Annotated in this window: 16 protein-coding genes and 1 pseudogene; 9 read left to right on the forward strand and 8 right to left on the reverse strand. The window is 69.9% G+C overall.

Annotated features, from left to right (window positions below):
* Positions 1-519: 519 nt before the first annotated feature.
* Both QMK24_RS35295 and QMK24_RS35300 read right to left on the reverse strand, forming a co-directional pair.
* Positions 520-1,275 (reverse strand): class I SAM-dependent methyltransferase, encoded by a 756-nt coding sequence (locus QMK24_RS35295; RefSeq protein WP_283470954.1) that lies wholly within the window; start codon positions 1,273-1,275, stop codon positions 520-522.
* 8 nt (positions 1,276-1,283) lie between these two features.
* Positions 1,284-1,829 (reverse strand): signal peptidase II, encoded by a 546-nt coding sequence (locus tag QMK24_RS35300; RefSeq protein ID WP_283470955.1) that lies wholly within the window; start codon positions 1,827-1,829, stop codon positions 1,284-1,286.
* A 243-nt stretch (positions 1,830-2,072) separates the two neighbouring features.
* Between QMK24_RS35300 and nrtS the strand changes: the two genes are divergently transcribed.
* The 3 genes from nrtS to QMK24_RS35315 all read left to right on the forward strand — a co-directional run bounded on the left by nrtS (position 2,073) and on the right by QMK24_RS35315 (position 5,004).
* Positions 2,073-2,438, forward strand: a complete 366-nt coding sequence (nrtS, locus tag QMK24_RS35305; protein ID WP_283470956.1) for a nitrate/nitrite transporter NrtS — start codon at positions 2,073-2,075, stop codon at positions 2,436-2,438.
* A complete protein-coding gene (locus QMK24_RS35310; protein WP_283470957.1) occupies positions 2,438-3,802 on the forward strand; it encodes a dihydrolipoyl dehydrogenase family protein in 1,365 nt (454 codons plus the stop codon). Before nrtS ends, QMK24_RS35310 begins: the two co-directional genes overlap by 1 nt.
* Positions 3,803-4,281: 479 nt before the next feature.
* On the forward strand, positions 4,282-5,004 hold the full coding sequence (locus tag QMK24_RS35315) for an IS6 family transposase (RefSeq protein WP_283470958.1): 723 nt from the start codon (positions 4,282-4,284) through the stop codon (positions 5,002-5,004).
* A 294-nt stretch (positions 5,005-5,298) separates the two neighbouring features.
* Here the strand turns inward: QMK24_RS35315 and rpsN are convergent, their stop codons facing one another.
* Both rpsN and rpmB read right to left on the reverse strand, forming a co-directional pair.
* The gene (rpsN, locus tag QMK24_RS35320; RefSeq protein ID WP_283470959.1) at positions 5,299-5,604 is read right to left on the reverse strand and encodes a 30S ribosomal protein S14; all 306 of its coding nucleotides are present in this window, start codon (positions 5,602-5,604) and stop codon (positions 5,299-5,301) included.
* Positions 5,604-5,840, reverse strand: a complete 237-nt coding sequence (gene rpmB, locus QMK24_RS35325) for a 50S ribosomal protein L28 (RefSeq protein WP_283470960.1) — start codon at positions 5,838-5,840, stop codon at positions 5,604-5,606. Before rpmB ends, rpsN begins: the two co-directional genes overlap by 1 nt.
* A gap of 70 nt (positions 5,841-5,910) precedes the next feature.
* Here rpmB and rpmG point away from each other — a divergent pair, with 70 nt between their 5' ends.
* From rpmG to rpsR, 4 genes are read left to right on the forward strand one after another with little or no spacing between them, the layout of a single operon-like run.
* Positions 5,911-6,075 (forward strand): 50S ribosomal protein L33, encoded by a 165-nt coding sequence (rpmG, locus tag QMK24_RS35330; protein WP_037929581.1) that lies wholly within the window; start codon positions 5,911-5,913, stop codon positions 6,073-6,075.
* Between the two features lie 40 nt (positions 6,076-6,115).
* On the forward strand, positions 6,116-6,361 hold the full coding sequence (locus QMK24_RS35335) for a type B 50S ribosomal protein L31 (protein ID WP_283470961.1): 246 nt from the start codon (positions 6,116-6,118) through the stop codon (positions 6,359-6,361).
* Positions 6,361-7,512 carry a CobW family GTP-binding protein gene (locus QMK24_RS35340; RefSeq protein WP_283470962.1) on the forward strand — a complete coding sequence of 384 codons (1,152 nt, stop codon included), beginning with the start codon at positions 6,361-6,363 and terminating at the stop codon, positions 7,510-7,512. The genes QMK24_RS35335 and QMK24_RS35340 overlap by 1 nt, the downstream gene beginning before the upstream one ends.
* A gap of 41 nt (positions 7,513-7,553) precedes the next feature.
* Entirely contained in the window at positions 7,554-7,793 is a 240-nt protein-coding gene (gene rpsR / locus QMK24_RS35345) for a 30S ribosomal protein S18 (RefSeq protein WP_283470963.1), read from the forward strand.
* A gap of 310 nt (positions 7,794-8,103) precedes the next feature.
* Here rpsR and QMK24_RS35350 read toward each other — a convergent pair.
* Positions 8,104-8,445, reverse strand: a pseudogene (locus tag QMK24_RS35350) (integrase core domain-containing protein); the annotation flags it as partial.
* Positions 8,446-8,516: 71 nt separating this feature from the next.
* On the opposite strand from QMK24_RS35350, the gene QMK24_RS35355 reads away from it, so the two are divergent.
* Both QMK24_RS35355 and QMK24_RS35360 read left to right on the forward strand, forming a co-directional pair.
* A complete protein-coding gene (locus QMK24_RS35355) occupies positions 8,517-8,792 on the forward strand; it encodes a transposase (protein WP_502962698.1) in 276 nt (91 codons plus the stop codon).
* A 104-nt stretch (positions 8,793-8,896) separates the two neighbouring features.
* Positions 8,897-10,591, forward strand: a complete 1,695-nt coding sequence (locus tag QMK24_RS35360) for an ISAzo13 family transposase (RefSeq protein WP_502962697.1) — start codon at positions 8,897-8,899, stop codon at positions 10,589-10,591.
* Between the two features lie 11 nt (positions 10,592-10,602).
* Here the strand turns inward: QMK24_RS35360 and QMK24_RS35365 are convergent, their stop codons facing one another.
* From QMK24_RS35365 to QMK24_RS35375, 3 genes are all read right to left on the reverse strand, one after another.
* Complete coding sequence (locus QMK24_RS35365; protein ID WP_283470964.1) at positions 10,603-10,890, reverse strand: transposase; 288 nt, start codon at positions 10,888-10,890, stop codon at positions 10,603-10,605.
* 24 nt (positions 10,891-10,914) lie between these two features.
* Positions 10,915-11,196: a recombinase family protein gene (locus tag QMK24_RS35370; RefSeq protein WP_283470965.1), complete on the reverse strand. Its 282-nt coding sequence runs from the start codon at positions 11,194-11,196 to the stop codon at positions 10,915-10,917.
* A 394-nt stretch (positions 11,197-11,590) separates the two neighbouring features.
* A complete protein-coding gene (locus QMK24_RS35375; protein WP_283470966.1) occupies positions 11,591-12,760 on the reverse strand; it encodes a protein-L-isoaspartate O-methyltransferase family protein in 1,170 nt (389 codons plus the stop codon).
* Between the last annotated feature and the right edge of the window lie 138 nt (positions 12,761-12,898).

The following is a 12,898-nucleotide window of genomic DNA, read 5'->3' on the forward strand; positions in this document are numbered from 1 at the left end:
GCCGCAAGGGAAGCGCCCGGGGGCGTCATTGCCGAATGAGTGGAAGCTGACGACCCGTGAGTGGCGGGTGCGCCTGTGGAACGGCACGTACGAAGACCCACTCACACGCGTGCTGGGGAGCGCTGGACATCGCCTCTACCTCGGTCGTCGGCTCGTCCATGTGGAGACCACGATGTGCCCTGGCCCGGCAGACCGTCCTCGACCTCCCTCGCTCCCTGAACCGATAGCCTGGAAGTCAGCTCGCGGCTCCACTGCGGTGCTCGGCGGCCGGTGCCACTCCTGTGCCTGTCAGGCGGGGTCGAGCGGGTTTGGGCGATGTGGTTGGTGTAGTTCGACAGCGTCTTCATCCCGACGCCCAGGACGATGTCGAGGACGTGGCGACGGGTGTACCCGGCCGCGAGGAAGGCGTCGACCTCCTCGTCTCTGACCCAGCCCCGGTCGGCAACCATCGCCTGGGTGAAGCGTCGCGCCACCATCCGCTCGTAGCGCTCGCCGGTGCCTGCTGGGTCCCTTGCGGGGTCAGCGTGCCTTGACGGCGGCGATGCGCCGCAGCGGCACCGGCAAGGCGACGTGGGCGGCGGCCAGTGCGTGCAGCCACCGGCGTGCCGCGCGCAGCCGGGCTGGCGAGATGCCGGGGAGGTAGAGCGAGGACAGGAGCAGGTCGGCGTCTGCCGGGGTGCGGAGCGGGTAGGCGAAGCGGCGCTTCCGGTCGTCGGCCAGGCGCAGCCCCGCGGCGCCGAGCAGGAGCGGCAGGGTGCGCGCACGCAGCGCGGTGTCGTTGGGGTAGCCGATGGTGCGGCCGAGTGTGCCGAGCAGTCCGGTCACCCACACGGCGTCGGCGGCGCGCAGTGGGGAGTGGGTGGGGACGAGCGCGACAAGGAGCCCGCCCGGTGCGAGGACGCGGCTGATCTCGCCCAGCGCCGCGGGCAGTGGCGTGATGATCTGCACGGCCATGGCGCAGGCCACCGTGTCCATGCTTCCCGAGGCCAGCGGCAGCGCCGTGGCGTCCGCGAGCCGCAGCTGGCCCGCCCCTCTAGCCCGGGCGAGCGCCAATTCAGCGGGGGAAGTGTCGACGCCGATGTAACGCCGCCCCTGGAGGGCGGGCCACAGTGGGGCGCTGCCGCAGGCCAGGTCCAGGACGCTGCCTTCGGCGGGGAGCGCATCGAGCAGCCACTGGTAGGGGGTGCGGTCGCGGTCGTGTGCGCGCTTCAGCACGGCCTCGGTGACGCCGGGGTGGTGCTGGTGAAAGTCGGCGAGGTAGCCGGACCAGGACATGGCATCCACTATCGCCGCGCCGCGGGTGGTGCGGGCACGGGCAAGGCGGTGGTAGTGCCGTGGCGGTGGCCCCGAAGCAGCAGGAGGACGGCCAGCAGGGCCCCGGCCCGCAGCGCCACGTCGGCGAGGTTGAACACCGGGCCGTAGCCGGGCACCTTGATCCAGTCGACGACCGCGCCGTGCAGCGCGCCGGGAGCGCGCAGCAGCCGATCCGCTCCGTTCCCCGCCGCGCCGCCGGCCATCAGCGCCAGCACCAGCACCCGGCCGCGGCCCCGGGCTCGCAGACCCGCCCACACCAGGACCGCCAGGGCCGCCACGGTGATGAGCGAGATCACCACGGTCCACTGCTGGCCCAGCCCGAAGGCCGCACCGGCGTTGCGGACCAGCTCGGCGCGCAGCGGCCCCTGCCCCGGCACGCCGCGCCAGGAGCGGACCGCCCATGCCTTGCCCGTCTGATCCACGGCGGAGACGCTGAGCGCCGTCGCGGCGAAGAGCATGCGGTGGGTATCTGCACGGCCCGGCCCGGGCGGTGCGAGGGCCTTGGGGAAGATCATGCGCAGCTCTCATCTCACGGGTGGGGACATCGTCGATGGAACCGAAACCCGCCAAGGCCCGGCGCACCTTCCCCCGGCCGCCACCGCGTCCGACCGGCGCGCCGCGCGGGGTGGCCGGTGCGACGGGTGGCAGGGGAAGATGGGTGGCAGGGGAAGTGGCGTGGGCGGCGGCGGGTTTCCATCGGCGGCGGGCCCTGCGGACGCTCACCGCTGGTGTCGCCTCAAGCCCGGGAACAGGGGTGTATGCGATGGGCGGATCGAGCCGGTCCGGGGTTCCCGGCGACGTGGACACGGCCGGGTGAGGCCGTTCGGCTGCTGCTGTGTGGGCGCACCGCTGGGCCGGTCTCCGTCGTCGTGGGAACGTTGCTGTCGGCGGTGAACCAGGGCGCCGTGATCGGCGCCGGCCAGGCCGACACCGGTACGTGGGTGCGCGTCGCGGTCAACTATCTGGTGCCGTTCCTGGTCGCCAGCTTCGGCTACCTGTCCGCCCGCCGTGTCCCGGCGGTGCTGAGCCCGGTGCCGCAACGGGGAAGGTTCGGGGCCGCCTGGCGGGTTTCCGAAGCGTCCCAGGGGTGGGGTACGTCGAACCGGTCGAGGAGGAGTTGCTGATGACGCGGGAAACCGAAGTCGTGGTGGTCGGGACGGGCCCGGGCGGTGAGCACGTCGCCGAGCGGCTGGCCGAGGCCGGTCTCGACGTGGTCGGCGTCGAGGCGGAGTTGGTCGGCGGTGAGTGCCCGTACTGGGGCTGTGTGCCGAGCAAGATGATGATCCGGGCCGGGAACCTGCTCGCCGAGGCGCGCCGGATCCCCGGCATGGCCGGGCAGGCGCGGGTGGAGCCGGACTGGGTGCCGGTGGCCGATCGGATCCGGGACGAGGCTACCGACGATTGGAACGACCAGGTGGCCGTCGACCGCTTCACCGGCAAGGGCGGGCACTTCGTCCGGGGTCGGGGTTCCCTGGTGGGCCCTGGCCAGGTCCGGGTCGGCGAGCAGCTGTTCACCGCCCGGCGCGCCGTGGTGCTCGCCACCGGCACCCGTCCGCAGATCCCGCCGGTGCCGGGCCTGGACCAGGCGCCGTACTGGACCAACCGGGACGCGATCGCGGCTAAGGAGCCTCCCGCCTCGCTGATCGTGCTCGGCGGCGGTGCGATCGGCCTGGAACTCGCGCAGGTCTTCGCCCGCTTCGGCACCCAGGTCACCGTGGTGGAGGCGCTCGAGCGCCTGGTACCCATGGAGGAGCCCGAGGCCGGCGCCATGCTCGCCCAGGTACTGGCAACCGAGGGACTCACGGTGCGCACCGGCGTCCGTGCGACGCGGGTGGGCCACAGCGGTGACCTGTTCACGGTGACCCTGAACGGGAGTGAGGAGGTGACCGGGCAGCGGCTGCTGGTCGCCACCGGCAGGACCGTCGACCTGACCGGCCTGGGGCTGGACACGGTCGGACTCGACCCGAATGCCCGGGCCCTGGAGACCGACGGTCAGATGCTGGCCGCACCTGGTCTGTGGGCGGTCGGCGATGTCACCGGCCGCGGGGCGTTCACACACGTGGCGATGTACCAGGCCCAGATCGCGGTCCGCGCGATCCTCGGCCGTCCGGGCCCGGACGCCGACTACCGGGCCGTGCCCAGGGTCACCTTCACCGACCCCGAGGTCGGCGCGGTGGGCCTGACCCAGGCCCAGGCCGAAGAGCGCGGCCTGCGGGTACGCACCGGCACCGCCCAGGTGCCGTCCTCCGCGCGCGGCTGGATCCACAAGGCGGGCAACGAGGGCTTCATCAAGCTCGTCGAGGACGCCGACCGCGGTGTCCTGGTCGGTGCGACCAGCGCCGGGCCCACCGGCGGGGAGGTGCTGTACGGGCTGGCGGTCGCGGTGCAGGCCCAGATCCCGGTGGAGGTACTGCGGCACATGATCTTCGCCTATCCGACGTTCCACCGGGCCGTGGAGGACGCGCTGTCCGCACTCGCGGACAACTGAGCCGCACCCGGTGGCGCGGGCGCTGTCAGCGCCTGCGCCACCAGCCAAAGACGCCCCGGCGGCTGGGCCGGGCTGCGGGCAGCAGGTGCGGGGCGTGCTGGGCGACGGCGGCCAGGACCTGAGGCGCGGGCGGGTTGACCATGCTTACCCCCTCGTGTTTCGCACTTTTTGGATCACGAGGTGGTGGACTGGTGTGCGGTTATTAGCTCGATCGGATGACCAAGGCCCTTACTCGGTAAGGGTGGTGACGGACGCAAAGAAGCATCGGCGGGGCGTTGTCAACTTGCTGGAGCCCGCGATGGCGTGATCGGGGTCGGGACGTGTCTGCCTCGGGTCGTGGCCTGGTTCAGGCGGTCGCGGGCAGGCCGGCGCCGGTGGCGATGTGCCTCCAGGTAGTGAAACGGCGTTGTCAACTTGGCTGACGCCTGCCCGAGTGTCATGATCATCAGGTAGATCGTCGCCGGTGGAAGAGGCTGGTTGTGGAGTCGGTTCGGGTGCTGTCGTACCGGGGTTTCCGCTACCCGCCGGAGATCATCAGCCACTGTGTGTGGCTGTACCACCGCTTCCCACTCAGTTTTCGTGAGGTGGAGGAGATGATGCTGGAGCGCGGCATTGTCGTGTCGTACGAGACGGTCCGTCAGTGGGCGCGGAAGTTCGGTCCCCTCTACGCGGCCACCCTGCGTCGGCGCCAGCTACGGCCGGGCGACAAGTGGCACCTGGACGAGGTGTTCCTCAAGGTCAACGGTGAGCTGAAGTACGTGTGGCGGGCCGTCGACGCCGACGGCAATGTCCTGGACATCCTGGTGACCGATCGTCGGGACAAGGCCGCGGCCAGGCGTTTCTTCAGGAAACTGCTCCAGGGCACCGGGTCGGTGCCGCGGGTGGTGGTGACCGACAAGCTCCGTAGTTACGGCGCCGCCCTCCGGGAGGTGATGCCGTCGGTCGAGCATCGTTCGCACAAGGGATTGAACAACCGGGCGGAGAACACGCACCAGCCCACCCGGCAACGCGAACGCGCCATGAAGGGCTTCCGCTCCGCCGGCTCAGCCCAACGCTTCCTGGCCGCCTTCAGCCGGATCTCCCCGCACTTCAGACCCCACCGACACCGGCTTTCTGCACCCGACTACCGAGCCGAGATGACCGACCGTTTCACCACCTGGAGGCACATCGCCACCGGCGCCGGCCTGCCCGCGACCGCCTGAACCAGGCCACGACCCGAGGCAGACACGTCCCGACCCCGATCACGCCATCGCGGGCTCCAGCAAGTTGACAACGCCCGTGCAGCGGCAGGCACACCCGGCGGCCGTTGTCCGCCGCCGGGATGACCACCTCCGCGGCGACCACGTCCCCGCTGCCCGGGCAGTCGGGATTCGTGGCACGAGAGGCTGAGCCATCCGGCGGCCTCCTCGCGGCTCAGAGTTTGTTCACCGCTCGGACGCCGCCGGACCGCTCCGCTTTCCCTCATGAGGAGGTTCTGGTGTGTCACCCGACCGGGATCACCAGGAGGACTTCGTCACCCCGGGGAGGAAGCCGGCGTGGGCCTGCTGCCTGGCGCGGACCCGGGAGAGTCCGAACTTGCGCAAGTAGCCGCGCGGGCGGCCGTCGACGCTGTCGCGGTTGCGGACCCGGGTGGCACTCGCGTTGCGTGGCTGCCGGTGCAGCTCTGCCAGCGCGGTCCCGCGCTCCTCCGCGGTGGACGAGGGGCGGCGGATGATCTCCTTCAGCTCGGCCCATCTCGCGGCGTACCGCTCGACGACCTCCTTGCGCTTCCCGTTCTGCGCGATCTTGCTCTTCTTCGCCATCAGACCTTCCCCCCGCGGGCACGGATCCGGGCCACGGCCGCCTCGATGCCGATCGTGTCCACCGTCTTGATCGCCTTGGCGCTCAGGGTCAGGCGTACGTTGCGGCCCTCGCTGGGCAGCCAGTAGCGCTTGTGCTGGATGTTCGGGTCGAAACGGCGCGAGGTGCGCCGGTGCGAGTGGGAGATGTTGTTGCCGAATCCGGGCTTGGCGCCGGTCAGTTGGCAGTGGGCGGACATGGGTGTGTTACCTGCCTCTCTCGGGACCATCCCGTGTTGGAAATGGAAACCATTCCCATATAGTAGCGTCATGGCACGCAACGAAATCCGCCCGATCATCAAGCTGCGCTCCACCGCGGGGACCGGCTTCACCTACGTCACCCGCAAGAACCGGCGCAACGACCCGGACCGGCTGGTGCTGCGCAAGTACGACCCCGTCGCCCGCCGGCACGTCGACTTCCGCGAAGAGCGCTGACCCCCGCCCCACCGCCCCTGCCACCTCGAAGGACACCCCCATGAAGCCCGGCATCCACCCCGCCTACGGCGCCGTCGTCTTCCGCGACAGCGCCTCCGGCACGGCGTTCCTCACGCGCTCCACCATGACCAGCCAGAAGACGGTCGAGTGGGAGGACGGCGAGACCTACCCGGTCGTCGACGTGGAGATCTCCTCGGCGAGCCACCCCTTCTACACCGGCACCGCCCGCGTCATGGACACCGCCGGCCGCGTCGAACGCTTCGAGCGCCGCTACGGGGCCCGCTGATGGCGCCGGACCCCAGACTGCCTGTCGTCATCGTCGCCGGTATCCACGCCGACGCCCGCAAGGAGGTCGTGGACCGGCTCCTGCGGGCCGTCCCCGGCAGCGTCGCCCTCCACCACGACCTGACCGGCGCGGCCGGCGGAACGGTTCGCCGCCTGATCCGCGACGCCACCGGGCTGCTGTCCGAGGACGGTGCGCCGCTGGTCAACGACTGTGCGTGCTGCGCGCTGCGTGAGGACCTCGTGCCCGAGCTGGAGCGGCTGGCCGGCGCCGGCCTGACCCGGCTCGCCGTCGTCGAGCTGTGGGACTCGGTCGAGCCCAAGGGGATGGCGGAGGTCGTGGTCGAACACGGTGGGGACGACGTGGTCCTCACCAACGTGATCACCGCCGTGGACCCCGCGCTCGTGCTGCCCTACCTCGCCAACGGCGACGACCTCGCCGAAGCCGGCCTGGCGGCCGCGCCGACCGATCAGCGGACGGTGGGGGACACCTGGGCCCGTCAGCTGGAGTACGCGCCCGTCCTCGCCCTCGTCGACAACGAGGAAGCCGACGACGAGGACCGCGCGCTCCTCGCCCAGTTGCACCCCACCGCCCGCCAGGTCGCGGCCGATTCCGGCGAACTCGCCGAAGCGGCCTTCGCCGGCTTCGACATCGAGGCCGCCGCGGCGGCGCAGCACCCCGCGTGCGCACTCCTGCCCCAGGACGCCGACGACGCCGGAGTCACCACACTCGTGTGGCACCGCCGACGGCCCTTCCACCCCGAGCGCCTCTACGAAGCACTGGAAGACCTGTGCTGCGCCGCCGCGCGCAGCCGCGGCAGGTTCTGGCTCGCCGACCGCCCCGACACCCTGCTCGCCTGGGACTCCGCCGGCGGAGCCCTCTGCGTGGAGAACGCGGGCCCCTGGCTGGCGTCACTGCCCGACGCCGCCTGGGAGATGGTCCCGCCGATGCGCCGGGCCGCCGCGGCCATGGACTGGCACCCCGAGCACGGCGACTGCTGCCAGCACCTCGTCTTCACCTCGCCCGGTCTCGACCGTGACGGACTGGAGCGGCTCCTGGAGTCATGCCTGCTCACGGACGCCGAGTACGAGGCGGGGAGGGACGGCTGGAAGCACCTTCCCGCCGCCTTCGACTCGCTCCTCGACCCCGTCTGACACCCGGACGTCCCACCCCCCCTGTACCAAGGAGAACGCTCATGGCACGCCGCCAGGAAGCCCGCAAGCCCGTGAAGTCCCGCCCGAACCCGCTCGACGCGGCCAAGATCACGTACATCGACTACAAGGACACCGACCTGCTGCGGAAGTTCATCTCCGACCGCGGCAAGATCCGCAGCCGGCGCGTCACCCGCGTCACCGCCCAGCAGCAGCGCAAGCTCGCCGCCGCCATCAAGAACGCCCGCGAGATGGCGCTCCTGCCGTACGGCAGCAGCCGCTGATCCTCGCGCGCCGCCGATCGAGTGGAGGGGGGCGGCGCGACGGGCCTGAACCCGATCACCGGCCCGACCGGTATCACCGCCCCTGCTCCGGGCGGGCCCGTCCCCCCGCCCGGTAACACAGGCGGCACCATCCCGCCGCCCGGCGGCAATGCCGGGTCCGCTCCGGCGCCGTCGGGCGTCTTCCGCCCGCCCGGCAGTGGGTCACTCCACTGCCCCCCAGGCTTCGCCCGGTGCGGGTTCGGCGCCTGGCGTGCCCATGGCGCGGTCGCGTCGGCTGGTGAGGTGACCCCCGGAGTGTGGACACAGGGGTTCATGCTGCGAGTGAAAGTTTAACTGTCTTGCGGTGCTGCTGTTCGAACTCCATTGGAGAGAGGTAGTCGAGCGCGCTGTGGCGTCGGCGGGCGTTGTAGTAGGTGAGCCACTGGAAGATCTCCAGCCTGGCCTGTCGCATCGTCACGAACAGCTTCCCGTGCATTGCTTCTCGCTTCAGTCCCTGCCAGAAGCTCTCGGCCAGGGCGTTGTCATAGCTCGAGCCGACCCTGCCCATGCTCCTGCGGATGGCGTGCCGGTCACAGACCTGCGCGAACGCGGCCGACGTATATTGCGATCCGCGGTCCGCATGGAAGATCACCCCGGTGACGTCACCGCCGCGGGGGGCGTTTCCCCTTGATCGTGGACACCCTGATCATTGGATCGTGAAGATCCCTAGGACAGGAGTTCCCGTTGGGGACGTCGAAGTACACCCCTGAGTTCCGAGCCGATGCCGTCGCGCTGTACCGCGCGAGCCCGGGGCGTACGTACGCCTCGGTGGCCAAGGACCTGGGCGTCAACCACGAGACGCTGCGAGTCTGGGTACGTGAGGCCGAGCAGGCCGCCGTGCCCGGTACCGCTGAGGCCACCGCCCTGGCGAGGGAGAACAAGCAGCTCAAGGCCCGGGTCAAGGAACTCGAGCTCGAGCGGGAGATGGCAAGGAGGGTGCACAGCCGCTTTACGCCGTAGGCGTCGTGGTGGTCGGCAACGAACTGGAAGCGGATCAGGACCCGTAATTTAACTACTGCCGGTTTCTGGCCGATACCTCGGTGGCGCCATGCAGTTGGGCTGTTGTGGCGATTCCAGATGAAGTCCTGGCGGTATTGGATGCGAAGTTCGCGGTGGTGCTGCCGCATCTGAACGAGCGGCAGCGCCGTCTGTATTTGGCTTCCGAGGCGGAGGCTCTGGGGCATGGAGGGATCGGGGCCGTGGCCAGGCTGGCCGAAGTCTCGGAGTCGACTGTCGCACGAGGGCGTGCAGAACTCGCGGTCGGAGCAACAGCGTTGGGGCGGGTACGCAGACCGGGCGGCGGGCGCAAGTCCGCTGCCGAGCGCGACCCTGGTCTGCCGGCGGCACTCGAGTTGTTGATCGAGCCGCGTGCGGTGGGTGATCCGGTGTCCCCGTTGCGCTGGACCACTGCCTCGCTGCGGGACTTGTCCCAGGAGTTGACCGTTGCTGGTCATCCGGTCAGTGCCCCGGTGGTCGGCGGTCTGCTGCGTGCAATGGGCTTCAGTCTGCAGGGCATGGCTAAGACTCGGGCCGGCAGTCAGGTGCCCGACCGAGACGCCCAGTTCCGTCACATCAACACCGCCGCCGAAAGTTTCCTGGCGCAGGGCCTGCCGGTGGTGAGTGTGGATGCGAAGCAGAAGGAACCGATCGGCGACTTCGCACGCCCCGGCCGCACCTACCGCCCCAAAGGGCAGCCGATCACTGCCCCGGATCACGACTTCTTCGGACCAGACACTCCGTTCGCCATCCCGTACGGTATCTACGACCTGGGCCGCGACAGCGGCTGGGTGAATGTGGGCACCGACCGCAACACCGCTGCCTTCGCGGTGGAGTCCCTGCGCCGCTGGTGGAAGGTCCAAGGGCGCCTCGACTACCCCAGCACCAACCGCTTGCTGGTCACCGCCGATTCTGGAGGCGCTAACTCGGCGGGCTCCCGTCTGTTCAAGATGGGCCTGTCCGACTTCGCCGACGAGTGCGGGCTGAGCATCACCGTCATGCACTTCCCGCCAGGTACTTCAAAATGGAACAAAGTGGAACACCGTCTGTTCTCCCGGATCACCCACAGCCTGCGCGGGCAGCCGCTGACAAGCTACGAGGTACTGCTGGAGACCATCTCGGCCACCCGCACCAGCACCGGACTGACCGTCCAGGTCATGCTGGACGAGAACGCGTACCCCACCGGGCGCGTGCTCACCCGAGCCGAACGCCAGAGCGCCGAGCGACGCGTCGAACGCGATAAGTTCCATGGTGAGTGGAACTACACCATCGCCCCCCAGGACCCCGGCCAGCAGCTTCTGGAAGCTCCACGGGACGACTCGGGCCCTCCGATTCCGGCCGAGGCCACCTTCCTCCTCACCCACCCCGCGCTCACTGGCATGACCCGAGAACACTTCGAGCAGCTCGTGCTCCAGCTCGAACCGTGCCAACTGCTCCTGACCGAAGCTGAACGCCAGAGCGCAGAAAGGGACGGTCGCGGCCGCAACCCCGGCTTCGGCACCCTCGATCACCGCCACCGCGTCCTGGCCGCCGTGCTCCGCAGCCGCAACACCGTCACCTTGACCCTCGCGGCCGAACTGATGGGCCGCAAGCGCAACGTGCTGAGCTACCACGCGGGGAGGTCCAAGGCGATGCTGGCCTTCGCGGGGCCCGAGCTCGCCAGAGTCCTCGTCTTCCACAGGCCCCACCCTCCCCGCACACTCGAAGCCTTGAAGCGCTTGATCGAGCACCACGACGGCGAGATCAACTCCGGCAGTAGTTAAATTACGGGTCCTCACCAGTTTGTCTCTCCCGCGAAATATTTGGCCGCCCGGTGCAGGATCTCCCGCTCGAGCTCGAGTTCCTTGACCCGGGCCTTGAGCTGCTTGTTCTCCCTCGCCAGGGCGGTGGCCTCAGCGGTACCGGGCACGGCGGCCTGCTCGGCCTCACGTACCCAGACTCGCAGCGTCTCGTGGTTGACGCCCAGGTCCTTGGCCACCGAGGCGTACGTACGCCCCGGGCTCGCGCGGTACAGCGCGACGGCATCGGCTCGGAACTCAGGGGTGTACTTCGACGTCCCCAACGGGAACTCCTGTCCTAGGGATCTTCACGATCCAATGATCAGGGTGTCCACGATCAAGGGGAAACGCCCGAGGTTCTCCAGGGAGCGGCCGAGGCGGTCGAGTTTGGTGACCACGAGCTGGTCACCCTCGCGGAGTACGAGGAGGGCCTTATCGAGTTCGGGGCGGCGGGCGAGCTTGCCGGAGGCCTTGTCGGTGAAGACTTTCTCGCAGTCGGCCGCGCGGAGTGCGTCCTGCTGGGCTTCCGGGTGCTGGTCGCGGGTACTGACCCCGGCTGAGGATCGATTGCCGGACGCCCTGCACCACACGGAGCCTCTCCGAATCGACCGCTTCAGAGAATGGCATGCGCATGCCAAGTAAACCGTTTCTGATCTCCCGTCGGATGAGCGGGACGAAGGCGGCGACGTGGAGGAACTTAGTTAGGGCTCAACGCTCCTTGCCCGGTCTAAGGTGCGGATTTGTGTGTCCAGGGCGGCCGGGAGGGTCTGCGGCCGGACCTGGTGCGCGCCTGCCGGAGTGTCCTCGGCGGATAACGGCAAGCCCCGGCCGCCGGTTGGTGTTGGTGCGGCGGGGTCGGGGCCGCACCGCAGCTGCGTGGATTCACGAGGTTGGGCGGCTGCCCCAAGGCACTTTCGTGGTGAACGCCGCTGCCCTGCCTTCGGGTCGCAGAAGGCTGGGCAGCGGCGTTCGCTGTGGCATCTGTCAGGTTGTCGGGCTGGAGCTGGCCGGTTCGACGGACGACACGGCGGCCGGAATGATCGTCTGCCACGATCCGCGGGTGAGGCGAAGGGTTCCATCCGGGTCCACCATCGCGGTGGCGCCGTAAACGGGCAGGGAACCGTCCGTCAGCCAGTCGTGCCGGATGGCGTCCAAAATGTCCCACAGACGGCGGGGGCCTGCCTGGTGCACCGTGGGGCGGTCGCCCCGGCGGCCGGTGGCGCGGGCCCATGAACCGTCGGCGTGGACCATGACCGCCGTCCGTACGCCGTCGTCCTCGTTGTACCCGTGCTGCACACCCGGCACCGCGACGGCGAGGGAGGTCATCAGTTCCCACGTCTCGGCTACCTGGATGACGGGGTACCGGCCGGTGGCGACGTCGTCGGCGTCGTCGGTCCAGGCGTGTCGGGTGGTGGGCGGCTGCGGGTAGTCCTGGCCGGTCCGGGTGGCCATGAAACCGGCCCGTTCCCACGTGACGTGTCCGCGAGCACCGCCGTCCGCGGTCTTGTCGGCAGCAATCACCAGACCGGTGCCAGCCAAATTCGTGACGAACCGGCCTCCGTCGCGAAGTCCGGTCAACCAACCCGGCGGGATGCCGGGCAGACCGACCGTGGACACGATCCGGTCGAACGTGCCGGGCAGGGGGCCGGTGATGTCGGCGATGTACACCCCCGAGTGAACGCCGATGAGGTCGAGACGTTCGCGGGCCGCGTCGACTAGGTACGGGTCGATGTCCATGCTGGTCACCGCGCGGTCGCCCAGTCGGCGGGCGAGTAGTGCGGTGCCGTAGCCGGACCCGGTCACGCACAGCACGTCGGCGCCCTCGACGATCATGGCGTGCCGGTACATCGCCACCATTAGGGTGGGCAGGGTGCTGGAGGAAGTGGGCAGGCCCTCGGGGTGGTCCTGGTCGGCGGCGTGGTCGGCATGCAGCGAGCCGACGCGGGTCACCAGGGTGCGGTCACTGTAGGCGGCGGTCGCCCACCGGGAAGGGTCGGCGGTGCCCTCGCGCAACGTCCAGCCGGATTCGGGCAGGCGGCGCCACCAACGGGGCACGAACAGGTGCCGGGGTGTGGCGGACAGCGGGCCGTGCCAGCGCGACGCCGGATGCACGACAGCATCCGCCAGCGCCGACGCTCGGGGTTTCCAGTCCATGGCTGTCAGCCTCTCAGAGTGCGGTTCGCACTGTAATGCCGGGTTTGGTGTCGCTCGATGGGGTGGCGTTGGGGCGTCTCTGCCGGTCAGGCGTTCGGGGTTCGCTTGGGTGGCGGGATGAGTGGTCGCAATCCGTAC

The sequence above is a fragment of the Streptomyces sp. PH10-H1 genome (genome assembly GCF_030063355.1).
In the GTDB taxonomy this organism is placed as follows: domain Bacteria; phylum Actinomycetota; class Actinomycetes; order Streptomycetales; family Streptomycetaceae; genus Actinacidiphila.